The organism is Streptomyces thermolilacinus SPC6 (genome assembly GCF_000478605.2).
Classification (GTDB): Bacteria; Actinomycetota; Actinomycetes; order Streptomycetales; family Streptomycetaceae; genus Streptomyces; species Streptomyces thermolilacinus.
In genome coordinates this window covers 3,519,816-3,544,945 of record NZ_ASHX02000001.1, presented here as the reverse complement: position 1 = coordinate 3,544,945, position 25,130 = coordinate 3,519,816, and the positions used below count along the sequence as shown (strand labels likewise).

Below are 25,130 nucleotides of genomic sequence, written 5' to 3'. Positions count from 1 at the left end.
TGCCGCATCGCCCCGCGAACGGGACCCGGGAACGGGAGGGGGAGGGGTGCTTCCGGGGTCAGGGGAAGGACAGGGCCTCGCGGGGGACCCGCGGGACCAGGCCCTGGGCGGCCGCCTCCGACAGGAGGGTGTGGACCGCCTCGTACCCCGCCGCGCCCAGGTCCTCGGTGAAGTCGTTCACGTACAGCGCGATGTGCCGCTCCGCGACCTCCGGCGCCATCTCCTGAGCGTGCGCCCGTACGTACCCCGCCGACGCCGACGGGTCCGCCCACGCCATGCGGACCGACTCGCGGGCCGCGTCCGCCAGGGCCCGCAGGGTCCGCGCGCCCAGCGAGCGCTTCGCGATGATCGCGCCCAGCGGGATCGGGTGCCCGGTCGTCGCCTCCCAGTGCTCGCCCATGTCGGCCAGGCGGTGCAGCCCGTACTCCTGGTACGTGAAGCGCGCCTCGTGGATCACCAGCCCCGCGTCGACCTTCCCGTCCCGCACCGCGGGCATGATCTCGTGGAAGGGCATCACGACGACCTCGCCGACCCCGCCGCCGGGCAGGGTCCGCGCCGCCCACAGCCGGAACAGCAGGTACGCCGTCGAGCGGTCGCTCGGCACCGCCACCGTCCGGCCCGTCAGGTCGAGCCCCGGCTCGCGGGCCAGGACCAGCGGCCCGCAGCCCCGCCCGAGCGCCCCGCCGCACGGCAGGAGGGCGTACTCGTCCAGGACCCACGGCAGCGCCGCGTACGACACCTTCAGGACGTCCAGCTCGCCCCGCTCGGCCATGCCGTTGGTGAGGTCGATGTCGGCGAACGTGACGTCCAGCTCCGGCGCGCCCGGCACCAGGCCGTGCGCCCACGCGTGGAAGACGAACGTGTCGTTCGGGCAGGGGGAGTACGCGATGCGCGTCACCACTGGCCCTCACTCCTCCCTGAAGAGTCCGGTACTGAGCGGTTCGAACGCCGTGCGCAGCGCGTCCAGCGCCTCCCCGACACGCCACGCGGCCCGGTCGCGGGGGCCGACCGTGTTGGAGACGGCGCGGATCTCGACGGCCGGTACGCCGTGCGCGGCGGCGGCCTCCGCGACGCCGAAGCCCTCCATGGCCTCCGCCCCGGCGCGCGGGTGGCGGGCGGCCAGCTCGGCGGTGCGGGCGGCGGTGCCGGTGACGGTGGAGACGGTCAGTACGGGCGCCGCCAGGCACGGCAGGCCCGTGCCGCGTACGGCGTCCACGATGCGGGCCGTCAGCGCGGCGGGCGGGGTGTGGACGGAACGGCCGAAGCCCAGCTCCTCCACCGGCAGATAGCCGTCGGGCGTGTCGGCGCCCAGGTCGGCGGCGACGATTCTGTCGGACACGACGAGCGAGCCGAGCGGGGCGCGCGGCGCGAACCCGCCGCCGATCCCGGCGGTGATCACCAGGTCGTACGGGTACGGGGCGGTGGCCAGCGCCGTCGCGGCGCCGACCGCCGCCGCGGCGGGCCCGACACCGGCCGCCATGACGTCCACGGCGGGCGCGGCGGACCCGGTCAGCCGGGCGAGGGTCTGCCCGGCCAGGAGGTGGCTCGTCACGGTGTGACCGCTCGGCAGCGGCCTGGACGAGCGGGCGGCGCAGCCGACGAGTCCGCCGGCGACGGAGTGCGCCTCCGCCGCCACGGCGGTCACGACCAGGACGCGCAGGGTCACACCTTCTTGAGGACGAAGCGGTAGACGCCGATGGCCTTCTTCGTCTTGGAGTCCGTCTCCAGGATCGACACGCGGACGCTCTTGGAGGGCTCGCCGCCCATGCCCGCGGTGAAGAACGAGCTGGCGCTGATCGACCGGTACGTCTTCGTGTACGGCTCCGGCTCGGCGCGCTCACCGTCCAGGAAGATCGTCCAGCCGTTCTCGGCGATCTCCGGATCGACGCCGAAGCGGATGCGGTCGTCGACGGCGACCTCGACGTCCTTGCCGCCCTTGGCGCTGAGGCACTCCTGGACGCGGGACTCCTTCAGGCCTTTCTCGTCGTAGCAGTTTTCGGCCGCCTCGGTGTTGTACGAGTCGGAGCCGACCGTCACGGTCGCGATCGGCGTCGGCTTAACCCAGCCGCAGGCGGAGAGGACGAGCAGGCCGGCGGAGACGGCACCCAGAGCGACGCCGGCCCGGCGGGCCTTTCCGGAGAAGAACGCAACGGTCATGGGCCGAAGGCTATCGGTCCCGGCCGCCGCGGGCACGGGCGGGGCTCGCCCGACGCGCGCACGCTCACCCACCGGCGCCGCGGCACCGGCGGCCCGGTCCCGCCCCGCCCGCCGGACATGTCCCGCCACACGCACCCAGCGCGGCACGCCCCCAGGGCCCACACGCGTCCAGGGCGGCACGCCCCCAGGCCGCACGCGTCCAGGGCGGACGCACCCGGAGGCGTCGCGTCAGCCCGCAGGCCCCGGATCGTGCGCCGGGCGGGGACGGGCCGGGTGCGGGTGGTGGCGGGCCGCGGCGAGGAGGCCCCGGCCCGCCACGACCGCTCCCGCCGCCAGGATCGCCGCCGCCACCGACATGCCGAGCGTGCCGTTCAGCGGCAGCACGATGCCGATCGCGCCGCCCACCACCCACGCCATCTGGAGCAGCGTCTCCGAACGGGCGAACGCCGACGTGCGCACCGACTCGGGCACGTCCCGCTGGATCAGCGCGTCCAGCGACAGCTTCGACAGGGCCTGCGCCAGCCCGGCGACCGCGCCCAGCAGGGCGACCAGCACGCCGCCGAAGAAGACCGCCGCCGTGACCGTCGCGGCCAGCACCAGCACCAGCATGGTCGCGATGATCGCCTCGGGCGCGCGGTCCCTGAGCCAGGCGCCCACCGCCGTACCGCACGCGTTGCCCGCGCCCGCCGCGACACCCACCATCGCCAGCGACACGGCCGCGCTCTGCCCGCCGATCGGGTGGACCCGCAGCAGGAACGCCAGGAAGAAGATCAGGAACCCGGCCAGCCCCCGCACCGCCGCGTTCGCCTGGAGGGCGTGCAGGACGGCCGGGCCGACCGTGCGCAGGCTCGGCTTGCGTTCGCCGTGGGTGAGCATGTGCGCCTTGCGCTCGCCCTTCGCGGAGTCCACCTTGTGCGGCAGGGTGAACGCCAGGACCGTACCGGCCACGAACAGCGCGCACGCCCCGTACAGCGGCCACTCCGGCCCTATCCGGTGCAGCCCGACCGCGACGGGCGCCGCCGCGCCGGTGGCGAGGAGCCCCGCGAGGGTGACCCGCGCGTTGGCCTTCACCAGCGAGACGCGGGGCGGCAGCAGGCGCGGTACGACGGCGGAGCGGACCACCCCGTACGCCTTGGACGCGACGAGCACGCCGAGCGCCGACGGGTACAGCTCGAGACCGCCCGTCGCGGCCGCGCCGGACAGGGCGATGGCGAGGAGGGCCCGCACCAGCATGGCGCCCGCCATCGCCGCGCGCCGCCCGTGCGGCACATGGTCGAGGAGCGGGCCGATGACGGGCGCGAGGAGGGTGAACGGGGCGAGCGTGATGGCCAGGTACAGGGCGACCCGGCCGCGCGCCTCGTCGGTCGGCACGGAGAAGAACACCGTCGAGGCGAGCGCCACGGTGATCATCACGTCACCGGCGCCGTTCACGGCGTGCAGCTCGATCAGTTTGCCTAGGCCGGACTCGCCCGCGCCCTGCGCGTGGGTGGCCTTGCGGATGCCGCGCGCGGTGGAGGTGAACGGCAGGTGGGCGGCGCGTCCGATGCGCCGGCCCGCCGCGCGGAACCGCCCAGCGCGCCCGTACCGGCGGGGGCGCTGCGCCGACGGTTTCCGGGACCACCGCGCGGTTGCCACGTCGCCATACTGCCCCACCCGTCCCGTTCGTGGCGGGTTACTTGGGGCGGCCGTGTGGGCGGCGGGCTGCGAAGGGGGTAGCGTGCCTAGCGCGCCACCGGCGGAAAAGGTCTCGGCCACGCGCCTCTTCGGCATCCCGCAGAATGGATGACATGAGGTGTGCCCGAGCGCGTCGGGCGCGAACGTCGATGCGGTCCCCGGGTCCGCTCCGTCCGCCGCCCGTGCAGTCGCGCATCGGCCGGCGCACCGTTAAGACGGCGTAGGAGAGAAGCGAACCTGTGAGTGCTGCGACGACGCGAAGCCGTGCCCGGCGTGCCCCGGCCCTGGACCGCCTGTGCGCGGAGGCGGTGGACCTCGCCCGGGAGGCCGCCGAAGAGGCGGCGGCGCCCGGCGTCGTCGGCGAGTACGTGGAGGCGGTGGCCGAGGGCGACCGGGTCGTCACGCACTTCTTCGAGTGCGCCGAGCCCGGCTACCGCGGCTGGCGCTGGGCGGTGACCCTCACGCGCGCGTCGCGCGCGAAGAACGTCACGCTCGACGAGACGGTCCTGCTGCCGGGCCCGGATGCGCTGCTGGCGCCCGAGTGGGTGCCGTGGAGCGAGCGGCTGCGCCCCGGCGACATGGGTCCGGGCGACCTGCTGCCGACCGAGGCGGACGACCTGCGTCTGGAGCCGGGCTACACCGGCGAGGACGAGCCGCTGCCGAACTCCGCCGTGTCGGAGGAGATGACGGACCGGGCCGACGCGGAGGACGCCGAGTTCGTGTCCCGTACGCCGTCGCGGGGCGCCATCGCGGCGGTCGCGGACGAGCTGGGCGTGCGGCGGGCGCGGGTCCTCTCCCGGTACGGGCTGCACGTGGCGGCCGACCGGTGGGAGGAGGCGTACGGGGCGAAGACGCCGATGGCGCAGGCGGCGCCCGCGTCGTGCGTGTCGTGCGGGTTCCTGATGGCCATCGGCGGGTCGCTCGGGCAGGCGTTCGGGGTGTGCGCGAACGAGTACTCGCCCGCCGACGGGCGGGTCGTGTCACTGCAGTACGGGTGCGGGGGGCACTCGGAGGCGGCGGTCATGCCGAAGCCGCCGCGTCCGGCGGGGCCCGTGCTGGACTCGATGGCGGCGGACGAGTTCCCCCTGCACCCGACGCCGTCCCCCGGCTCGGTGCCCACGACGTCCCCGGACCCGTCCTCCGACGACCTGGGCCACTCGTAGCGGGTACGGGCCCCCGGGGGCGCCCTCGCACGCGGGGCGCGCCCCTGGGGCCGAGCCTGGGCGCGGGCCCTTGCGGGCGGGCGGACGGGCGCGCGTGCTGGGGCCCCGGACCCCGGGCCCCCGGGGAGGCGCGCCCCGCGGCCCGGGGCGGGCCTTCACGGGGACTACGGGGCCGGTGTCACCGTTTCCTGGCCGCCGTTGCTGAAGGCCGTCACCTGGAGGCGGTCCACCGTCGCAGGGAAGCCTTCCGCCAGGGAGAGGCGGATCTTGTGGGCGCGCGACTCCCCCTCCGCCAGCGTCGCCGTCGTGAGGCGGGCCGTGGGGCTGATGGGCCGCCATACGCCGTCCTCGCCCAGCAGCGAGACGTTCAGGTCGCCCGCGCCCAGCGTGGCGCCGTCGGCCGTGATGGACAGGTCGTCGGTGGCGTTCTCGACCGTGTGGCCGATCGTGTTGAGGACCGTCACCGTGAACGTAAGCGTCGCTCCGCCCGGGCGGAGCGTCCGCGTCTCGTTGGACCCCTGGAAGAAGAGGCCGACCTCGCGGGGCTGCGCCTGCGTCGAGCCTGAACCCGGGACCGTACCGGGACCGGCGCCCGTACCCGCGCCCGGGTCCGCACCCGCGTCCTTGTCCGTGGCCGGGTCGGGCGTGCCCGGGAGGTGGGACGGGGACGTGCCGGGGGCCGACGGCTCCACGGGCTTGCCGCTCGCCTTCGGCGCGGACGGGCTGGGCGTGCCGGGCGCCGGGGGTTCCGGCACCGGGGACGGGGTGCCCGCCACGGACCCCTGCTCCCGCGGGGTCAGCAGGCTCACCGCCGCCGTCCCCACCAGGGCGACCGACGCGACCGACGCGGCCAGCGCCAGGACCAGCGGGGCACGGCCGCGGGCCGCCCAGTTGCCGGTGGGCGGGGCGGCGGGCCGCAGGGAGTGCGGGGTGACCTGTTCGGCACGGGCCGCGAGCGCCCGTATCAGGCGCTCCTCGACCTCCGTGAGCTCGTTCGTCATGGGCTGGTCCTCCTCGGCCCTGCTACCGGTCCTGGGCCTTCAGGACGCGCTGAAGCGCGTCCAGGGCCCGGCTGGCGGTGGACTTGACGGCGCCTCGGGACAGTCCGAGCGTCTCGGCGATCTGCGCCTCGCTCAGGTCGGACCAGTACCGCAGCACCAGCACCTCGCGCTGGCGGCTCGTCAGGCCGTGCAGCGCCTGGATCACCTGCCGGTGCTCGTCGCCCAGCAGGGCGTGGTCCTCGGCCGACGGGGCGTCCGCCTCGTGCGGCGGCACGTACTCGCGGGCCGTCTTGCGGCGGCGCAGTACGGACCGGGCGGTGTTCACCACGGCCGTGCGCAGATAGCCCAGCGCGTTGTCCACGTCGTCCAGCCGCTCGCCGTGCCGCTTGTACAGCGCGACGAACGCGTCCTGCACGACGTCCTCCGCGCTCGCCCGGTCGTCCACCAGGAGCAGGGCGAGGCGCACCATGCTCAGCCGGTGCGAGTGGTACAGGTCGCTGACGGTCGGCCGCTGCCCGGGCTCCTGCCCCGCAGCGCGGCCGAAGCGCGAGCCGGAGCCGGAGCCGGGGCGGTCGGGCGCCGGGTCCGGGCCGCCCGGGCCGCCCGTCGCGGCGTCCGTCGTGTGCTGCGGGGCGTCCCCGGCCCGGCCGCCCGGGAGCAGCCGGAACCGAGGTCTGCCCGAGCCCGGCTCCGTCCCGAGCGAGCGGAGCAGCAGCCGCCACAGCGCGCGGGGTGCGGGGACGGCGGTGGGTGTGAGGGTCAGAGTGGTCATGGCGGTGGTTCCTCCGGAGCGTCACACGGTGCGTGCTGGAGCGTCCGGCGATCCCCACCCCCGTGATCTTCAGCCTGCGCAGGCTACTCCTCCTGGTCACAGCGCTCGACGGCGGGCGATCAGCAGGGCGGCGGCGCCACCGGCGACGAGGACGCCCGTCGCGCCGAGGAGCACCGGCGTGGTCGTGTCACTGCCCGTCTTGGCCATCTCGCCGGTCGGGGCGGGGGTGTTGGCCGTGCCGGTGCCGGCGCCCGTGCCCGTGGTGCCCGAGCCGCCGGCCGGGGTGGCGGACGTGGCCGGGGACGGGGACGCCGTGGTGCCGCCGCCGGTGGAGCCCGTCGCGCCGGTGGCGCCCGCGCCGGGGGCGCCGTCAACGGCGAACGGGAGGACCACCGCAGCGACGGACCGCTCGGCGGCGCCCGTGACGGCGACGTCGAACGCCTTGCCCTTCACCGCGGTCGTGGCGGCGACGCGCAGCTTGTACGTGACGCTCTCGCCGGGGGCCAGGTCCACGCGAACCGGGGAGGCGAGGACGCGGAGCTTGTCGTTCGTCCAGGTGGAGTCGGTCAGCTTCACGGACTTCCAGCCGTCCGCGGCGGCCGTCACGTACTGCTCGACGCGGAACTCGTCGGCCGACACCTCGCGCTTGGACGTGCCGTCGCCCAGCTCGATGAGGGCTTCCACCTTCTGGGTGATGTTGCCCCTGTTGGTGATGGTGGCCGTGAACTCCTTGGCCGCGCCGCCCGCCTTGAGGTGCGTGGTGCCCTTGAGGCTGCTGGTGACGGCCAGCTTGCGGTTGACCTCCGGGTCGGTGACGTCCGGGGCGACGTACTTCACGGAGAAGTCGAAGTTGGCCGCGCCGTCCCCGCTGGCGAGGGTGAACCCACCGCCCGTGATGGCGGCCGGGGTGAACTTCGTCAGGCCGAGACGCAGTTCGTACGTGCGGGACTGGCCGTTCTTCAGCGGGCCGCCGTCGAGGTTCCCCGTCAGGGCCCTCCCCTGCTCGCCGATCCGGACCGGCTTCCAGGCGCCGGAGGCGTCGCGGCGCTCCAGCGTCACGTACTGCGGGTCGAGGTCGCCGCCCTTGTTCGCGGCGCCGACGAAGAAGAAGTCCTGCGCGGACGCGATGTCCTTGCCGGTGTTGTTGGTGACCGTGCCGGTGAACGTGACCGGCTTGCCGCCGGTGACCAGCTCCGGGCGGCCGCCGAGGCCGCTGATGGCGACCTCCGGGTGCTCGGCGGCCTGGCGGTTGCCCAGGCCGAAGCCGACCGTGTCCATGCCCGTGCCGTCGGCGTGGCCGGAGACGCCGACCTCTCCCATGTTCGCCTCGGCCGGGACGGAGCGCTGGATCGTGACCACGAAGCGCTCCCTGGCCGTGGCGCCCTTGGCGAGGCCCTCGGGCAGCGGGAACGCCGCCTGGACCGCGCCGTTCGCGCCCGTGGTCAGCGGCAGGCGCTGCCAGACGCCGTCCTTCAGGTGCTCGACGATGATCTTCGAAGGGTCGGCGGTCATCGGCTCCAGCGCGGCGTTGACGTGCTTGCCGTAGGCGACCGTGACCAGGCCCTTGCGGACGCCCTGGAGGTCGGCGCCCGTGCCGTTGGTGATCTCGGCGGAGAAGTGGGCGCGCTGGCCGAGGGCGAAGCCGCCCATCAGGTCGACCTTCACGCCCATGCCCGCGGTGGTGGCGGCGGACGCGGCGGCGGGCTGGGCGAACGCCGGGGCCGCCGCGACGGCGACCGGGGTGACGACGGTCAGGAGCACCGCGGCGGCGGTCACGGCCGAGCGGGCGGAGACGACGGAGCGACGGACAATACGGGACGAAAGGTGCTTCTGCATGACGGAGATCCCCCCAGGGAGTACGCGGCCTCAGGAATTTCGGTGATCGGGCTTTGCTCGGCTCCCGTCCCGGTCCCCCCGGTCCCGTCGGCCGTATCGCTGCCTTCACTGGGATAGACGTGCGGCCCCCTCCGGGGTTGCAGGTGACCTCAAAAGTTTTTCGAGAAAGTTCTCGCGACCCCCGCGCACCCCCGTTGACCTGCGGGTTCAGGGTGACGATGGGGGGCGCGGTACCTTCGGCCGCAGACCGGTTCGTACGTCGAGGAGAGCGGAGCACATCGTGAGCGTGAGGGCGACGGCGGCGGGCGAGGGCACCGACCCGTTCGGGACCGCGCGGCTGCGGCGCGGGGTGCTCGACGCGTGGGGCGCGGGCCCCGCGCGGTTCCGGGAGGACGCCAACGCGGAGGAGGAGCTGAGCCTCGGCGGCTACCGCGACCGGCTGGTGGTCGAGCTGGCGCAGAACGCCGCCGACGCCGCCGCCCGCGCCGGTGCGCCCGGCCGCCTCCGGCTCACCCTGCACCCGGCCGACGCGGAAGGACCCGCCGTCCTCGCCGCGGCCAACACGGGCGCGCCGCTGGACGCGACCGGCGTCGAGTCGCTGTCCACGCTGCGCGCGTCCGCCAAGCGGGAGGGCCACGAGGGCGCGGTCGGCCGGTTCGGTGTCGGCTTCGCCGCGGTCCTCGCGGTCACCGACGAACCGGCGGTCATCGGCCGGCACGGCGGCGTGCGCTGGTCCCTGGCCGAGGCCCGCGACATGGCCGCGCGGGCCGCGAAGGCCAGTCCCGGCCTCGGCGACGAACTGCGCCGCCGCGACGGGCACGTGCCGCTGCTGCGCCTGCCGCTGCCCGCCGAGGGCGCCCCGCCCTCCGGATACGACACGGTGGTGGTCCTCCCGCTGCGCGACGCCGGGGCCGTGGACCTGGTGGAACGGCTCCTCGCCGGGATCGGGGACACGCTGCTGCTCACCCTGCCGGGCCTCGCCGAGATCGTCGTGGAGACCCCGGACGGGACGCGCACCCTCACGCGCGGCCGGGACGAGGAGTACACGATCGTCGACGACTCCGCGCGCGGCACGACCCGCTGGCGGACCGTCACCCGCACCGGACCGATCACGCCGGAGCTGCTGAAGGACCGCCCGGTCGAGGAGCGGCTGCGCCCCCACTGGTCGGTCACCTGGGCCGTGCCGGTGGACGCGGAGGGCGCGCCCGCCCGCCCGGACACGGCGCCCGTCGTCCACGCGCCGACGCCGACCGACGAGCCGCTGACCGTACCGGCGCTGCTCATCGCGTCCTTCCCGCTGGACTCCACGCGCCGCCACCCGGCGCCGGGGCCGCTCACCGACTTCATCGTGGCCCGCGCCGCCGAGGCGTACGCCGAGCTCCTCACGGCGTGGCGGCCCGTGTCGACCGGCACCATCGACCTGGTGCCGGGCCCGCTCGGCAAGGGCGTCCTGGACGGCGCGATCCGGGGTGCGGTGCTGGAGCTGCTTCCCCGCGTCCCGTTCCTCGCCCCGGCGGCGCCGTCGGAGGAGCTGGTGGCGCTGCGCCCGTTCGAGGCGGAGGTCGTGGAGGGCGCGGGCGCGGAGACCGTACGGGTGCTGGCGGAGGTGCTGCCGACGCTGCTGCCCGCCGGTCTGGAGCGGCGCGCGGAACTGCGGGCGCTGGGGGTGGCGCGGCTGCCGCTGGGCGACGCGATCGACCGGCTGGCGGGCGCGGAGCGGGCCCCGGAGTGGTGGCACCGGCTGTACGACTCGCTGGCGGGCGTGGACCCCGACCGGCTGACCGGCCTGCCGGTGCCCCTGGCGGACAACCGGACGACGATCGGCCCCCGGCAGGTCCTGCTGCCGCTGCCGGACACCCCGGCGGACCTGGCCCGGCTGGGCCTGAAGGTCGCCCACCCGGACGCCGCGCACCCGATCCTGGAGAAGCTGGGCGCCCTCCCCGCGACCCCGCGCGCGGTGCTGACGACCCCGCAGGTGCGGGCGGCGGTCGCGGCGTCGCTGGACGCGGACGAGGTGTGGGACGAGAACGGGGTGGACGCCGAGGAGCTGGCGGAGACCGTCCTCGCGCTGGTGCGGGACGCGGGCCTGGGCCCGGGCGACGAGCCGTGGCTGGGCGCGCTGGCCCTGCCGGACGAGGACGGGGAGCTGGCCCCGGCCGGTGAACTGGTCCTGCCGGGCAGCGCGTTCGCGTCCGTGATGCGGGAGGGCGAGCTGGCGCTGTGCGACGAGGAGCTGGCGGCCCGCTGGGGTGAGCAGCCGCTCGCCGCGTGCGGGGTGCTGGCCGACTTCGCGCTCGTACGGGCGTCCGACGTGGTGCTGGACCCGGACGAGCTGGAGCCGCGCGACTCCGACTACGCCGAGCCGGGCGACGTGGGCCTGCTGGACGCGGTGGACGTGTGGTGCGAGGACGTGCTGGACCGGCTGCCGGACGCGCCGGTGCCGCCGGTCGCGACGGAGGTCGTCGCCGTGCGGGACCTGGACCTGGTGGACGACGACGCGTGGCCGCGCGCGCTGGCGCTGCTGTCGCGGCCCCCGCTGCGGGACGCGCTGACGCAGCCGGTGCGGGTGCTGCTGCCGGACGGCACGACGGAGACGGTACGGCCGTACACGGCGTGGTGGCTGCGCGACCACCCGGTGCTGGGCGGCCGCCGCCCGGCGGGTCTGCGCGCGGCGGGCGCCGACCCGCTGCTGGAGGGCCTGTACGAGTCGGTGGACACGACGGGCTTCGACGACGCGCAGGTGCTGCGGGCGCTGGGCGTCCGCACGTCGGTGGCGGCGCTGCTGGACGAGCCGGGCGGCGCGGCGGAGCTGCTGGGGCGGCTCGCCGACCCGGACCGGGACGTGACGGGGGCGCAGCTGCACGGCCTGTACTCGGCGCTCGCGGACCTGGACCCGGAGCAGGTGACCCTGCCGGACGAGCTGCGGGCCGTGGTGGACGGCGAGGTGCGGGTGGTGGACGCGGCGGACGCGGTCGTGGCGGACGCGCCGGACCTGCTGCCGCTGGCGGGCGGGCTGCCGCTGCTGCCGGTCGCCCCGTCGCGGGCGGGCGACCTGGCGGAGCTGCTCCAGGTGCGGCGGCTCAGCGAGGCCGTGGTGGCCGAGGTGACGACGGACGGCGAGGAGCACGAGGTCCCGGCGTCGGTGCACGCGCTGCTGGGCCCGGCGACCCCGGAGACGTACGCGGAGCACGAGGAGCTGGTGGCCGGAGGGGTGGAGCTGGACTGGCGGATCACCCCGGACGGCACGCTGCACGCGGCGACGCTGGAGGGTGTGGCGGCGGGCCTGGCGTGGGCGGCGGGCCAGTGGCCGCGCCGCTTCGAGGTCGCGGCACTCCTGGAGGACCCGTCACGCACGGAGGAGCTGGCCCGGGACCGCTGGTTCGACTGAGGGGTACGGGGCGGCGCGGGGCGCCTACGCGCGCGTGGGGCCGGTTCGTACGGCCTACGCGCGCGTGGGGACCGGTTCGTACGGCCTACGCGCGCGTGGAGGCCGCTTCGTACGGCCGCCCCCGCTCAGGCCGGGACCCGTCGCTCCACCCAGCGCCAGGACACCTCCAGCAGCGCGGCGGCGGTCACGGCGATGCCGACCGCCGCCCAGGGCATCGTGGTGCCCACCAGCCGCAGCGCGAAGAACTCCTGGAGCCAGGGCACGACGAGGACCACCAGGAACCCGCCGCCCATCGCCGCGACCAGCAGCACCCGCCACCAGGTGTACGGCCGGGCGATGATCACCAGCACCCACAGGGACACGAGGAAGAGCGTCAGGGTGGCCGCGCTGGTCTCGGCGGCCAGGGCGCCCGGCCCGCTGTAGTGGTGTCCGGCCAGCAGGTACGAGGTGAAGGTGGCCGCCGCCGCGATCAGCCCGGCCGGTACGGCGTACCGCATGACGCGCCGTACGAAGTGGGGCTGGGCGCGCTCCTTGTTGGGCGCGAGCGCCAGGAAGAAGGCGGGCACGCCGATGGTGAGCGTGGACAGCAGCGTCAGGTGCCGGGGCAGGAACGGGTACTCGACCTGGGCGGCGACGACGAGGACGGCGAGCAGCACCGAGTAGACGGTCTTCGTCAGGAACAGCGTCGCCACGCGCGTGATGTTGCCGATGACGCGCCGCCCCTCGGCGACGACGGACGGCAGGGTGGCGAAGCTGTTGTCGAGGAGGACGATCTGCGCGACGGCGCGGGTGGCCTCGGAGCCGGTGCCCATGCTGACGCCGATGTCGGCGTCCTTGAGGGCGAGCACGTCGTTGACGCCGTCGCCGGTCATGGCGACCGTGTGCCCGCGCGCCTGGAGGGCGCCGACCATGTCGCGCTTCTGCTGCGGGGTGACCCGGCCGAAGACGACGCCGTCCTCCAGGGCGCGGGCCATCGCCTCGGGTTCCTCGGGCAGGTGCCGGGCGTCCACGGGCCGGTCGGCGCCGGGGAGGCCCAGCTTGGTGGCGACGGCGCCGACGGAGACCGCGTTGTCGCCGGAGATGACCTTGGCGGCGACGTCCTGGTCGGCGAAGTAGGCGAGCGTGTCGGACGCGTCGGGGCGCAGCCGCTGTTCGAGGACGACCAGGGCGGCGGCGCGGGCCTTGCGGACGATGTGCGGGTCGTCCAGTTCGCCCCCTACGCGCGCGAGGAGGAGGACGCGCAGGCCCCGCCGGTTGAGCGCGTCGGTCTCGTCGAGGGCGGGGTCGCCTTCGGGGAGGAGGACGTCGGGCGCGCCGAGGAGCCAGGAGCTGGTCTGGCCGTCGCCCTCGCTGAAGGTGGCGCCGCTGTACTTGCGGGCGGAGGAGAAGGGGAGGGCCTCGGTGCAGCGCCAGTCGTCGTTGTCGGGGTAGGCGTCGATGATGGCCTGGAGGGAGGCGTTGGGGCGGGGGTCGGAGTCGCCGATGGCGCCGAGGACCTTCCGCACGTACGCCTCGTCGGAGCCGTTCAGCGGCCGCAGTTCGGTGACGTCCATGCCTCCCTCGGTGAGGGTGCCGGTCTTGTCGAGGCAGACGACGTCGACGCGGGCGAGGCCCTCGATGGCGGGCAGCTCCTGCACGAGGCACTGCTTGCGGCCGAGGCGGATGACGCCGATGGCGAAGGCGACGGAGGTGAGGAGGACGAGGCCCTCGGGGATCATCGGCACGATGCCGCCGACGGTGCGGGCGACGGAGTTCCTGACGTCGGTGTCCTTGACGACGAGCTGGCTGATGACCAGCGCGGTGGCGGTGGGGATCATCATCCAGGTGACGTACTTGAGGATGGTGGAGATCCCGGAGCGCAGCTCGGAGTGGACGAGGGTGAAGCGGGACGCCTCCTCGGCGAGCTGGGCGGCGTAGGCCTCGCGGCCGACCTTGGTGGCGGTGAAGGCGCCGCCGCCCGCGACGACGAAGCTGCCGGACATCACCGGGTCGCCGGGCCTCTTCAGCACCGGGTCGGCCTCGCCGGTCAGCAGCGACTCGTCCACCTCCAGGTTGTCGGCCTCCTCGACGACGCCGTCCACCACGACCTTGTCGCCGGGACCGAGTTCGATGAGGTCGCCGAGGACGATCTCCGACGTGGACACCTCGACGGGGGTGCCGTCGCGCCGGACGGTGGGTCTCGCCTCGCCGATGACGGCGAGGGAGTCGAGGGTCTTCTTGGCGCGGAGCTCCTGGATGATGCCGATGCCGGTGTTGGCGACGATGACGAAGCCGAAGAGGCTGTCCTGGATGGGCGCGACGACCAGCATGATCGCCCAGAGGACGCCGATGATGGCGTTGAAGCGGGTGAGGACGTTGCCCCGGACGATGTCGAGGGCGGAGCGGGAGGACCGTACGGGTACGTCGTTGACCTCGCCGCGCTCGACGCGCTGCCGCACCTCGGCGGCGGTCAGCCCGCCCGGCCGGTACGGCGCGTCGGCTTCCCCGGCGGCTTCCACGATCGTGTCCTCGGTCCTGGCCCGCTGCGTCATGCCTCCGACGGTACGGCCGGAACGGGGCCCTCACCCCCCGAACGGCGACATGATCCGACCCCGGTAGGACAAGAACCCTCCCGCGGCACTACACAGGGGTACGAGGCGGGGGGGCGTCCCGGACAGGCCCCGCCCCCGGGGCGCCCCCGCAGGCACCACAGGCCCACCCGGCCCCTGCACCGTTCCCGGCACCCGACAGACAGAAGCCCCCACCAGGCGCCCCGCCTCCGGCCCCCCACCACGCCGCCGAGGCGCGGACTCAGGCACCCGCCACGCCGCCGAGGCAGAGGCTCAGGCGCCCGCCTCGCCCTCGCGGCCGGCCGGGGCCGCCGCCGCGGCCGCGCGCTTGATCGCGGCGTCACGCTTGCGCACGTACCAGATGCCGATCAGTCCGAGCCCGGCCCCGGCGAGGCAGGTCCACACCCACCAGTCGAGGTCGCGGTCGGCGAACCAGCCGTAGAAGGGGACCTGCGCCAGGAAGAGGACGAACCAGAGGATCGTGCCGCCGGTGATGGTGGCGACGACCGGCCCCTCCAGGGGTTCGGGCGCCTCGTACTTGGGGGTCCACTTGGCCATGTCCCACATCGTATGCGGCGCCGGGGTCTACGCGCGGAGATAGCGATCTTCGACTTATATGTTCATACTGAAACCGTTTGCCGTTGACCGATTTCCTTCGTGCGAATCCACAAGAGACAGAAGGAAACACCTCCGCAACGGCCGCACCACCCCCACCCCGCCATCCCGCATCACGAGGTTCCCGCATGCCCTCCACGGTCACCGCTCCCCCGGCTGCGCCCGGGCAGCAGCCGGCCGGCTCCAGCAGTGCGCTGGACCGGTTCTTCAAGATCTCGGAGCGTGGCTCCACCATCGGCCGTGAGGTACGCGGCGGCTTCGCGACCTTCTTCGCGATGGCCTACATCATCGTCCTGAACCCGATCATCCTCGGCAGCGCCAAGGACATGTACGGGCACCAGCTGGACAGCGGCGAGCTGGTCACGGCGACCGTGCTCAGCGCGGCGTTCTCCACGCTCCTCATGGGCGTCATCGGCAACGTCCCGATCGCCCTCGCCGCCGGCCTGGGCGTCAACACGGTCGTCGCCCTCCAGCTCGCCCCGCGCATGGCGTGGGCGGACGCGATGGGCATGGTGGTCATCGCCGGTCTCATCGTGATGCTGCTGGTCGCGACCGGCCTGCGGGAGCGCGTGATGAACGCCGTCCCGGTGGGCGTCCGCAAGGGCATCGCGATCGGCATCGGCCTGTTCATCATGCTGATCGGCCTGGTGGACTCCGGTTTCGTCTCGCGCATCCCGGACGCCGCCCACACGACCGTCCCGCTCCAGCTGGGCGCGGACGGCCACCTCGGCGGCTGGCCGGTGCTGATCTTCGCGGTCGGCACGCTGCTCACGCTGGCGCTGATCATCCGCAAGGTGCCGGGCGCCATCCTCATCTCGATCGTCGTCATGACGGTCGTGGCGATGATCGTCAACTCCGTCGCCAAGGTCCCGTCCTGGGGCCTGACCACGCCGACCTGGCCGGGCAACCCGGTCGCGACGCCGGACTTCGACCTGCTGGGCCGGGTCAGCGTCCTCGGCGGCTTCGAGAAGGTCGGCCTGCTGACCGGCTCGCTGTTCGTCTTCACCGTCCTGCTGTCCTGCTTCTTCGACGCCATGGGCACGATCCTCGGCGTCGGTGACGAGGCGAAGCTGATGGACAAGGACGGCAACTTCCCCGGCATCAACAAGGTCCTCCTGGTGGACGGCCTCGCCGTCGCCTCCGGCGGCGCCACCTCGTCGTCCGCGACGACCTGCTACGTCGAGTCGACCGCCGGGGTCGGCGAGGGCGCCCGTACGGGCCTCGCCTCCGTCGTGACGGGCGGCCTGTTCACCGTGGCGCTGTTCCTCACGCCGCTCGCGACGATGGTCCCGTCCCAGGCGGCGACGCCCGCGCTGATCGCGGTCGGCTTCCTGATCCTCGCCGGGTCGGTCAAGGACATCGACTGGAGCGACTTCACCATCGCCGTACCGGCGTTCCTCGCGATGATGATGATGCCGTTCACGTACTCGATCACGAACGGCATCGGCATCGGCTTCATCGCGTTCAGCGTCCTGCGCCTCGCCGCCGGGCGCGGCCGGGAGGTGCCCGCCGCGATGTACGTCGTGTCGGCGGTGTTCGTCTTCTACTACGCCATGCCGGCCCTGGGCCTCACGTAGTCCGCATCCCTCCTGGCCGGGGCCCCGCACGGGGTTCGCGGCCCCGGCCAGGAGGACCGGCACGGTCCGGGGCGCCCGGCCAGAGGGGCCGGCACGGTCCGGGCCCGGCTAGGAGGGCCGGTAGAACCTCTCCGTCTCGTCGACGGCCGCGTTGAAGCGCTCGTCGAAATCCTCGCGAACGAGCGTCCGGACGACATAGTCCTGGACGCTCATTCCGCTTCTCGCCGCGTGCTGCCGGAGCCGGTCCAGAAGCTCCCCGTCCATCCGCAGGCTGAGCACTGTCGATCCCATGCCGTCCAGCGTCGCGGCACACGCTCCGCCCACGCGCCGCTTTTCGTCGGATAATCACTCCTACGGGTGACCCGCCCTCCCGCCGGACGGCGGCCTCCGGTACGGCGGCCTCGGTACGGCGGTACGAGCAGCCGGCCCCCGCCGCGCCCCGGCGCCACGGGGCACGTACACGGAGATCGCGGAGCGCTGGATGAACCCTCCCTCACGGGACGCGGGGGAAGCGGCGGCGCGGCGCCTGTACGAGGACGAGTACTCCTTCGTGGCCACGGGCCCGCGCGCCCACGAGGACTGGCGCACCGACGTGCTCGCCGTCATGGCCCGAGCCGTCCCGGACCCGCGTGGCCGGGCGGCGCTGCGGTGGGACGAGGGTGAGATCGCGGCGGACCCCGGGCGCGGCTCCTCCTACCCGTTCACCGTCTCCACGGAGGAGCGGCGCGGGGAGATCCTCCACGAGGTGGCCCCCGATTCGGCGGCGCATCTGCTGGTGGCCCTGGTGGACGAGTGGTTCGAGGTCCGGAGCGTGCCGGGAGGAGCTGCTGGCGGACGCCCGCACCCTGCTCGCCCGCCACCTCCCCGACGGCGTTTGCCGCCACACCAGCGCCGCCGCGGCGCGGACGGACCCGCGCGCCGACTTCTTCCGGGAGAAGCCCCGCGGCGGACCCGGCGCCACGAGGCTCCTCATGGACCTGGGCGTGGTCGTCGTGTCGTCCCGGGAAGTCGGCGTCTTCTGGCGGTTCAACGCGTACCGACCCCCGGCCTGCGGGGCACCCGGCTCCACGGCGGGCCGAGCCCTCGACGTGAGCTCGCTCACGACGCGGCGTCGTCGGTTCATCGGACTGGTCTTTAGACAGAGTAATGAGTTAGGCTAAACAACATGTCTGACCTGTCCCATGGCGGCCCCGGCAACGAAGCCGACGCCGACGCAGCCGCCGTGAACGCGCTCCGTTCCGCCGTGATGCGGCTTTCCCGGCGCCTGAAGCACCAGCGCGTCGACGAGTCGCTGAGCCCGACCGAGATGTCGGTGCTCGGCACCCTCGCGCGCTGCGGCTCGGCCACCCCCGGCGAGCTGGCCCGCAAGGAGCACGTGCAGCCGCCGTCCATGACGCGCATCGTCGCGCTGCTGGAGGCGAAGGGCCTGGTCAGGCTGGAGCCGCATCCGGACGACCGCCGCCAGAAGGTGGTCAGCCGGACCGAGCGGGCCGAGGCCATGCTGGAGGAGTCCCGCCGCAAGCGGAACGCCTGGCTGGCCTCCCTCGCCGAGGGTCTGGACGAGGACGAGTGGGCCAAGCTGCGCGCCGCCGCACCCGTCCTGGAGAAGCTCGCGCACCTGTAGGACGACCCAAAGCCAAGGAGGCGACCCCTTTTGAGTACGGGAACCGGAGAACCCTCCGCCCCCGGACACAACCCCCATCCCCCGAACCCCCACCCCACCACCCGCGCCCCGCGCCGCGCGGCAGGCGGCACGTTCGCCTCGCTGAAGGTGCGGAACTACCGCCTCTTCTTCACCGGGGCCATCGTCTCCAACACGGGGACCTGGATGGCCCGCATCACCCAGGACTGGCTGGTCCTGAGTCTCACCGGCTCCGCCGCCGCCGTCGGCATCACGACGGCGCTCCAGTTCCTGCCGATGCTGCTGTTCGGCCTGTACGGCGGGGTCATCGCCGACCGGTACCCGAAACGGCGCCTCCTCGTCGTGAGCCAGGCCGCGCTCGGCCTGTGCGGGATCGGTCTCGCCGCGCTCACCCTGTCCGGGCACGTCCAGGTGTGGCACGTGTACCTGGTGGCGTTCCTCCTCGGCATGGTCACCGTGGTGGACAACCCGGCCCGCCAGTCGTTCGTGTCCGAGATGGTCGGCCCCGGCCAGCTGCGCAACGCCGTCAGCCTGAACTCGGCGAACTTCCAGTCGGCCCGCCTCGTCGGGCCCGCCGTCGCCGGTCTGCTGATCGCGTCCGTCGGCAGCGGCTGGGCGTTCCTCGTCAACGGCCTGTCGTTCCTCGCGCCGCTCGCCGCGCTGCTGCTGATGCGGCCCGCCGAGCTGCACCCGTCCGCCCGCGCCCCGCGCGGCAAGGGCCAGCTCCGCGAGGGCCTGCGGTACGTCGCCGGGCGGCCCGACCTGATCTGGCCGATCGCGCTGGTCGGCTTCGTCGGCACGTTCGGGTTCAACTTCCCGATCTGGCTGACCGCCTTCGCGGACGGCGTCTTCCACGTCGGCCCCGGCACGTACGGTTTCCTCAACACGCTCATGGCCGTCGGCTCCCTCGCGGGCGCCCTGCTGTCGGCCCGGCGCGGCACCTCCCGGCTGCGGCTGCTGATCGGCGCCGCCGCGGTCTTCGGCGTCCTGGAGATCGTCGCCGCGGTGACGCCGAGCTTCTGGCTGTTCACGCTGCTGCTCGTGCCGATCGGCATGTTCGGCCTGACGGTGAACGTGACGGCGAACTCGTTCGTGCAGCTCGCCACCGACCCGATGATGCGGGGCCGGGTGATGAGCCTGTACATGATGGTCTTCGCGGGCGGTACGCCGCTGGGCGCGCCGCTGCTGGGCTGGGTCACCGACACGTACGGCGCCCGCGTCGGCTTCGCGACCGGCGGTGCCGTGTCGCTGGTGGCCGCCGTGGTGATCGGGGCGCTGCTGTCCCGGGCCGTCGGGGTGCGGCTGCGCGTCGAGCTGCGGCCGGGCCGCCACGTACGGCACCCGCAGGTGCGGTTCGTACCGAGGGAAGGGCGTGAGCAGGAGCGCGCCCGGCTGGCCGCGACGGCGTGAGCGTGCGCCTCGCGGCGGCGTGATCCCGTGCCCTGCGGCGGCGCGGGCGTGCGCCTTGTGACGGCGTGACAGACTCGCCGTCATGAGGCTTTTCACCGCCGTGCTGCCGCCTCCGGCGGCGGTCGAGGAACTGGCGATCGTCGTCGGTGAGTTGCGGAGGATGCCGGGCGCGGACGGGCTGCGCTGGACGGGCCGCCCCGGCTGGCACTACACGCTCGCGTTCATGGGCGAGGTGGACGAGGCTCTGCTGCCGGAGCTGTCCGAGCGGCTCGCCCGCGCCGCGCACCGCACCCCGGCGTTCCCGCTGCGCGTCCACGGGGGCGGGCGGTTCGGCCGCCGGGCCCTGTGGGCGGGCGCGGCGGGCGGCCTCGACGACATGCGGCTGCTCGCCGAGCGCTCCGACGCGGCGGCCCGGCGCGCCGGCGTCCCGATGGACGAGCACCGCCGGTACCAGGCGCACCTGACGCTCGCGCGCAGCCGCACCGACACGGACCTGCGGCCGTTCGTGGCGGAGCTGGAGCGGTTCAAGGGCGTGGGCTGGGAGGTCGAGGAGCTGGCGCTCGTCCGCAGCAACCTGCCCGTGTCCGGGGTGCCGGGCGAGGCACCCCGGTACGAGACGATCGCCACGTGGCCCCTGGGCGGGGCGCGCCCGGCGGGCGGTTAACCTCGAAGGGTGGACCCGAAGACCCGTAACCGCATCATGGCCGCCGTCCTCGTGCTGATGTTCGCCGTCATCACCGTGGCGGCGGCGTCCGGCCAGTAGCCCCGAACCGTACGCACGCGGCTGTACGCACGAAGGCCGCACCCTCCGCCGTACACCGCCGCCCCGTCCCTCAGCGGGCTCGCCCTACCAGGCGAACGCCTCCGGGGAAGGCCCCGGACCGGGGAAGACGCCGTCCAGCTCGGTCAGCAGCTCCTCGTCGAGGTCCAGCTCCACCGCCCGCAGCGCCGACGCCAGCTGGTCCGCCGTGCGGGGCCCCACGATCGGGCCGGTCACACCGGGCCGGGTGAGGAGCCAGGCCAGCGCCACCTCGCCGGGCTCCAGACCGCGCTTCTCCAGGAGCGTCTCGTACGCCTGGATCCTCTCCCGCATGTCGGTGTTCTTCAGCGCGTCCGCCGAGCGGCCCGACCCCGCGCGCGGTGAGCTGCCGCCCTCGCGCTCCTTGCGCAGGACACCGCCCAGCAGCCCGCCGTGCAGCGGCGACCAGGGGATCACCCCGAGGCCGTACTCCTGGGCGGCCGGGACGACCTCCATCTCGGCGCGCCGCTCGACCAGGTTGTACAGGCACTGCTCGCTGACCAGGCCGACCATGCCGCGCCGCGCGGCCGCCTCGTTCGCCTGGGCGATCTTGTAGCCGGGGAAGTTGCTGGACCCGGCGTACAGCACCTTGCCCTGCTGGATCAGTACGTCGATCGCCTGCCAGATCTCCTCGAACGGGGTCCGGCGGTCGATGTGGTGGAACTGGTACAGGTCGATGTAGTCGGTGTTCAGCCGCCTGAGGCTCGCCTCGACGGCCCGCCGGATGTTCACGGCGGACAGCCGGTCGTGGTTGGGCCACACCTCCCCGTCGGGGGCCATCGACCCGTACACCTTGGTGGCGAGGACGACCTTGTCGCGGCGGTCGGAGCGGCCCGCGAACCAGGAGCCGATGATCTCCTCGGTGCGGCCCTTGTTCTCGCCCCAGCCGTAGACGTTGGCGGTGTCGAAGAAGTTGATACCGGCGTCGAGCGCCGCGTCCATGATGGCGTGGCTTCCGGCCTCGTCGGTCTGCGGTCCGAAGTTCATCGTGCCGAGGACGAGTCGGCTGACCTTGAGTCCGGTGCGTCCGAGCTGCGTGTACTTCATGGCACCCAAGCCAACGCCTTGGAGTCCACTCCAGGCAAGGGCGCACGGCGCAAGGCCCGTTGCCGGACGGGACCGGTGTCCGGGGCCGGCCCGGCTGCCCGGCGCGGCCCCTGTTCGGTCGCGAAGTCCTCCGTCGCCAGGACCGGCCCGACGGGGGTGCCGGTGAGATCCACGGGGTCCCCGAACGCGGAGCGCACCTCGTGGGTGTACTCGCCGTCCTTCCCCGGACGGCCGCCTACGACAACGGTACCGACGAGGTCCGCGTCCCGCCCGAGGCCGCGGGGCGCGGGCCCGGGTGCCCGCGCGGGCGGTGATCGGCCGACCGGGTGGCCGACGGCACGGGTGGAGCAGTCCGGCTTTCGCGGGGCGGCGGGGCCTTCGAGGGTGGTGGGGACGTACGGACGCTCCGGCCGCGCCGGGCGCGGAACTCTCGCGGGAGGTGGAAGGTGGCGGTGGCCCGCACGGCGGTCTGGCGCGGGGCGCTCGTCGGCTCGCTGCCTCCACTGCTCTCGGCGGCGCCGCTCGTGGCGGCCCTGCTCGTGGGCGTGCTCCTCGCGGCGGTACTGCTCGTGGCCGTGCGCGCCGCGCCGCCCGCCGCCGCCGACGGCGTGGGCTCCGGCGCGCTGACCGTGTCCGTCACGGTGAACGGCCTGCCGGGGCGCGGCGCCGAACGCCCCGGCATCCGCGTCGGCCACCCCGTGGTGAAGCGGTACGTGGTGACGAACCGTTCCGGCGCCGACCTCCACCGCGTCACCGTCACCGACCCGGCCGCCCCCGGGCGGGCCCTGACCTGTCCCGGCGGGCCCCGCTTCTGGATGCGCGGCATGACGAGCGTCGTCTGCACGTCCCGCGTGCCCGCCGCGCCCGGCCGCCACACGACGACGGCCCGCGTCCGGGGCGACATCCCGTCCCTGGGCCTGCGCCCGACCGCCACGGTGACCGCCGGGTACCGGGGGGTCGGCGGGGCGCTCGCCCTCTCGGTCACGGTCACCGTCCGGAACGGGCCGACGCCGAGCGCGGTCCTCCGGTACGAGGTGGCCAACCCCGGCAACGTCCCCGTGTACGGCGCCCGGCTCACCGACCCGCTGCTCCCGCCGGGCACCCGCCTCGACTGCGCGGGCCGCCCGGCGCCCCCGGCCGCGCTCGCGCCGGGCACCCGCGCCGTGTGCGCCGCGCGGTTGCCGTCCCTGCGCCCAGACACGTACCGCAGTACGCCCGTCGTGCGCGGCACCGACCGGCTCACGACGCTCGGCCCGGCCGGGGAGCGGGTCGCGCCGCCGGGCCTGGTGGCGCGGGCGTCGGTGCCGTTCACGGTCCGCCGCCTGACGGCACCGCGCACGCCGGCCGCACCGGGTCCGGCGCCTGGACCCGGGCCGGGAGCGGGGGCGCCGGGCGCGGGCGGTCCGCCGGGCGCGGCAGTTCCGCCGAGCGCGGCGGCCGGTACGGCTCCAGGCGCGGCGGCCGGTACGGCTCCGGGCGCGGCGGCCGGTACGGCTCCGGGCGCGGTGGCTGCGGCAGGTGCTGCTGCCGGTGCTCCGGGTGCTCCCGGTGCGGCCGGTGCTCCTGGTGCGGCCGGTGCTCCTGGTGCGGCCGGTGCTCCTGGTGCGGCGGCGGGCGCGGTACCGGGCGCGGAGGGCGCGGGTGCTGCGGGTGCGGGTGCTGCGGGTGCGGGTGCCGTACCGGGCGCGGCGGGCGCGGGCGCGCTGCCGGGCCTCGTCCCGGGCCTCGTCCCGGGCCTCGTCCCGGGCGGCGGTACGGCCCCCGGCGCCGCCGCCGCACCGGCCGTACCGGGCGTGGGCGTACCGGCCCCGGGCGTGGGCGTACCGGCCCCGGGCGTGGGCGTCCCCCCGGGCGCCGCCCCCGGGACCGGCGCCCTCCCCGGCACGGGCCTGCCCCCCGGCACCGGCACCCTCCCGGGCCTGCCTCCGGGAACGGCCCCCGGCACGGGCATGCTCCCCGGAACCGGCACCCTCCCGGGCCGGGTCCCCGGCACCACCGTCCCCGGCACCGGCCGCGCCACCCCGGACACCGGCACCGTCCCCGGCACCGGCACCGGCACGGACACCGCCCAACCCCCCGACCGCACTCCCGACCGCGACCGCACCCCCACCGCCAACCGCACCCCCGCCGACCCCAACGCCCTCTTCGCCGCGCGATACCGCGCCTCCGGCCCCGACGACGACGGCCACCCCCTCGTCCTGTACCTCCTGCTCCTCTTCCTCCCCGCTGTCGTCGTCGTGGCCCTCGCGGCCCGCCGCCTGTGACACGCGGCCTCGCACCGGACGGTGACCCCGCATGAACCAGGTCGTGGAAGCCCTCGCCATCGGGCTCGTCGGCGCGCTCATAGCCGCCGGGACCGTCCTCGCCTGGCACCGCTTCCGCCCCCAGGACGCCGACGAGGGCGACCGGGGCGAGGAGGCCGCCGAGTACATGTCGATGATGATCGCCCTGCTGTACGCGATGCTCCTCGGCCTGGCCCTCGTCAACGTGTGGGAGATGCGCGCCGACGCCGAGGGCAACACCTCCAAGGAGGCGGGCGCCCTCCACCAGATCGCCGTACTGTCCGACGGCCTGCCCGCCGAGCAGCGGCGCCGCGTCGAGGCACTGACGGAGGAGTACGCCGCCCATGTCGTACGCGACGAGTGGCCGCTCATGAACCGCCGCCAGGAACTCGGCCCGACGGGCTGGGAGATCCTCGGCCGCCTGCGCGCCGCGTCCGCCGCCGCGCCCGACTCCACCCCCGCCCAGCAGGTCACGGCCCTGGAGGTGCTCACCCAGCTCAGCGACCTGGACGAGGCCCGGCGCGGCCGCGAGGCCAACGCCGAGGACGCCCTGTCACCCGTCCTGTGGGCGGGACTGGTCGTGGGCGCGGTCCTGTCGGTGTGCATCCTGTTCTTCTTCGGCATCGGCCGCAGCCCGAGCCAACTGGTGATGGCGATGGGCATGGTGGCCCTGACCGTGTTCCTGGGCTACCTCATCCACCAGCTGTCGATGCCGTTCGGGGACGTGGCGGGCGTCGGCACCGACCCCTTCACCCGCTACTTCGCCATCCCCGACAACGCCCGCGCCCCGTCGCCCTGATCACACAGGCGGCGGCAGGCAGCCATGACAATGCGCCAATCGCCCGCACGGCGCCCGGAAAGGCGCTGGTACGAGACATCGCCCTGAGCCTAGGGTGATCGCCGTCCGCCTCGTGGAGCCTGACCACTCCACCCGCCGGCGGGCGACACCAACCGGCGGCCGGGGGGACACAACCGCCACGGGGGAAGGACAGTTCGTCGCGCCGCGCCGACGGCACCGCGCGCCCGCCGTCACGGCAGGCTCCGGTCCGCGGTGCCCTGCGACCGTGCATGCGTTCTTTCCCGTGGCCTCCGCTTCGACCGAGGGACATCCCCGTCTGCCTCCGCTCCATGAAGGGATGTCCCCTTGCGTCTCAGACGTGGGCTGTTCGCGGCCCGACCGCGAAGAAGCCGTTTCCTCGCACCCGCCGTCACATCGGT

General features: G+C 74.6%; 19 protein-coding genes. 8 read left to right on the top strand and 11 right to left on the bottom strand.

From position 1 onward, the window contains the following. Positions 1-58: 58 nt before the first annotated feature. From J116_RS15400 to J116_RS15385, 4 genes are all read right to left on the bottom strand, one after another. Positions 59-901: a 1,4-dihydroxy-6-naphthoate synthase gene (locus J116_RS15400; RefSeq protein WP_023587961.1), complete on the bottom strand. Its 843-nt coding sequence runs from the start codon at positions 899-901 to the stop codon at positions 59-61. A 6-nt stretch (positions 902-907) separates the two neighbouring features. Then, complete coding sequence (locus J116_RS15395) at positions 908-1,660, bottom strand: futalosine hydrolase (RefSeq protein ID WP_037947684.1); 753 nt, start codon at positions 1,658-1,660, stop codon at positions 908-910. A gap of 2 nt (positions 1,661-1,662) precedes the next feature. Further along, positions 1,663-2,157, bottom strand: a complete 495-nt coding sequence (locus tag J116_RS15390) for a hypothetical protein (protein WP_023587959.1) — start codon at positions 2,155-2,157, stop codon at positions 1,663-1,665. Positions 2,158-2,385: 228 nt separating this feature from the next. Continuing rightward, the gene (locus J116_RS15385) at positions 2,386-3,810 is read right to left on the bottom strand and encodes an MFS transporter (protein ID WP_023587958.1); all 1,425 of its coding nucleotides are present in this window, start codon (positions 3,808-3,810) and stop codon (positions 2,386-2,388) included. Positions 3,811-4,070: 260 nt separating this feature from the next. On the opposite strand from J116_RS15385, the gene J116_RS15380 reads away from it, so the two are divergent. Further along, positions 4,071-4,994, top strand: a complete 924-nt coding sequence (locus tag J116_RS15380) for a DUF3027 domain-containing protein (protein WP_023587957.1) — start codon at positions 4,071-4,073, stop codon at positions 4,992-4,994. Positions 4,995-5,158: 164 nt separating this feature from the next. On the opposite strand, the gene J116_RS15375 is transcribed toward J116_RS15380, so the two are convergent. The 3 genes from J116_RS15375 to J116_RS15365 form a co-directional block, all read right to left on the bottom strand. Next, complete coding sequence (locus J116_RS15375; protein ID WP_023587956.1) at positions 5,159-5,995, bottom strand: hypothetical protein; 837 nt, start codon at positions 5,993-5,995, stop codon at positions 5,159-5,161. 22 nt (positions 5,996-6,017) lie between these two features. Next, the gene (locus J116_RS15370) at positions 6,018-6,767 is read right to left on the bottom strand and encodes an RNA polymerase sigma factor (protein WP_023587955.1); all 750 of its coding nucleotides are present in this window, start codon (positions 6,765-6,767) and stop codon (positions 6,018-6,020) included. Positions 6,768-6,863: 96 nt separating this feature from the next. Next, positions 6,864-8,603: an LAETG motif-containing sortase-dependent surface protein gene (locus tag J116_RS15365; protein ID WP_023587954.1), complete on the bottom strand. Its 1,740-nt coding sequence runs from the start codon at positions 8,601-8,603 to the stop codon at positions 6,864-6,866. 280 nt (positions 8,604-8,883) lie between these two features. Here J116_RS15365 and J116_RS15360 point away from each other — a divergent pair, with 280 nt between their 5' ends. Further along, on the top strand, positions 8,884-11,991 hold the full coding sequence (locus tag J116_RS15360; protein WP_023587953.1) for a sacsin N-terminal ATP-binding-like domain-containing protein: 3,108 nt from the start codon (positions 8,884-8,886) through the stop codon (positions 11,989-11,991). Positions 11,992-12,116: 125 nt separating this feature from the next. On the opposite strand, the gene J116_RS15355 is transcribed toward J116_RS15360, so the two are convergent. Both J116_RS15355 and J116_RS15350 read right to left on the bottom strand, forming a co-directional pair. Further along, positions 12,117-14,522 carry a cation-translocating P-type ATPase gene (locus J116_RS15355; RefSeq protein ID WP_023587952.1) on the bottom strand — a complete coding sequence of 802 codons (2,406 nt, stop codon included), beginning with the start codon at positions 14,520-14,522 and terminating at the stop codon, positions 12,117-12,119. A 291-nt stretch (positions 14,523-14,813) separates the two neighbouring features. Continuing rightward, positions 14,814-15,098, bottom strand: coding sequence for a DUF2530 domain-containing protein (locus tag J116_RS15350; RefSeq protein WP_023587951.1), 285 nt, complete (start codon positions 15,096-15,098; stop codon positions 14,814-14,816). 185 nt (positions 15,099-15,283) lie between these two features. Here J116_RS15350 and J116_RS15345 point away from each other — a divergent pair, with 185 nt between their 5' ends. After that, positions 15,284-16,732 (top strand): NCS2 family permease, encoded by a 1,449-nt coding sequence (locus J116_RS15345; RefSeq protein WP_023587950.1) that lies wholly within the window; start codon positions 15,284-15,286, stop codon positions 16,730-16,732. A 108-nt stretch (positions 16,733-16,840) separates the two neighbouring features. Here the strand turns inward: J116_RS15345 and J116_RS15340 are convergent, their stop codons facing one another. Then, positions 16,841-17,023 carry a hypothetical protein gene (locus J116_RS15340; protein WP_028964086.1) on the bottom strand — a complete coding sequence of 61 codons (183 nt, stop codon included), beginning with the start codon at positions 17,021-17,023 and terminating at the stop codon, positions 16,841-16,843. A gap of 874 nt (positions 17,024-17,897) precedes the next feature. Between J116_RS15340 and J116_RS15330 the strand changes: the two genes are divergently transcribed. From J116_RS15330 to thpR, 3 genes are all read left to right on the top strand, one after another. Beyond that, entirely contained in the window at positions 17,898-18,356 is a 459-nt protein-coding gene (locus J116_RS15330; protein ID WP_023587947.1) for a MarR family winged helix-turn-helix transcriptional regulator, read from the top strand. A 30-nt stretch (positions 18,357-18,386) separates the two neighbouring features. Further along, positions 18,387-19,784, top strand: coding sequence for an MFS transporter (locus J116_RS15325; RefSeq protein WP_023587946.1), 1,398 nt, complete (start codon positions 18,387-18,389; stop codon positions 19,782-19,784). An 82-nt stretch (positions 19,785-19,866) separates the two neighbouring features. Next, positions 19,867-20,448, top strand: a complete 582-nt coding sequence (gene thpR, locus J116_RS15320; protein WP_023587945.1) for an RNA 2',3'-cyclic phosphodiesterase — start codon at positions 19,867-19,869, stop codon at positions 20,446-20,448. A gap of 183 nt (positions 20,449-20,631) precedes the next feature. Here the strand turns inward: thpR and J116_RS15315 are convergent, their stop codons facing one another. Then, entirely contained in the window at positions 20,632-21,630 is a 999-nt protein-coding gene (locus tag J116_RS15315; protein WP_023587943.1) for an aldo/keto reductase, read from the bottom strand. Positions 21,631-22,076: 446 nt separating this feature from the next. On the opposite strand from J116_RS15315, the gene J116_RS15305 reads away from it, so the two are divergent. After that, positions 22,077-23,894 (top strand): hypothetical protein, encoded by a 1,818-nt coding sequence (locus tag J116_RS15305; protein WP_023587941.1) that lies wholly within the window; start codon positions 22,077-22,079, stop codon positions 23,892-23,894. A 31-nt stretch (positions 23,895-23,925) separates the two neighbouring features. Continuing rightward, on the top strand, positions 23,926-24,711 hold the full coding sequence (locus J116_RS15300; RefSeq protein ID WP_023587940.1) for a bestrophin-like domain: 786 nt from the start codon (positions 23,926-23,928) through the stop codon (positions 24,709-24,711). The last annotated feature ends 419 nt before the right edge of the window (positions 24,712-25,130 follow it).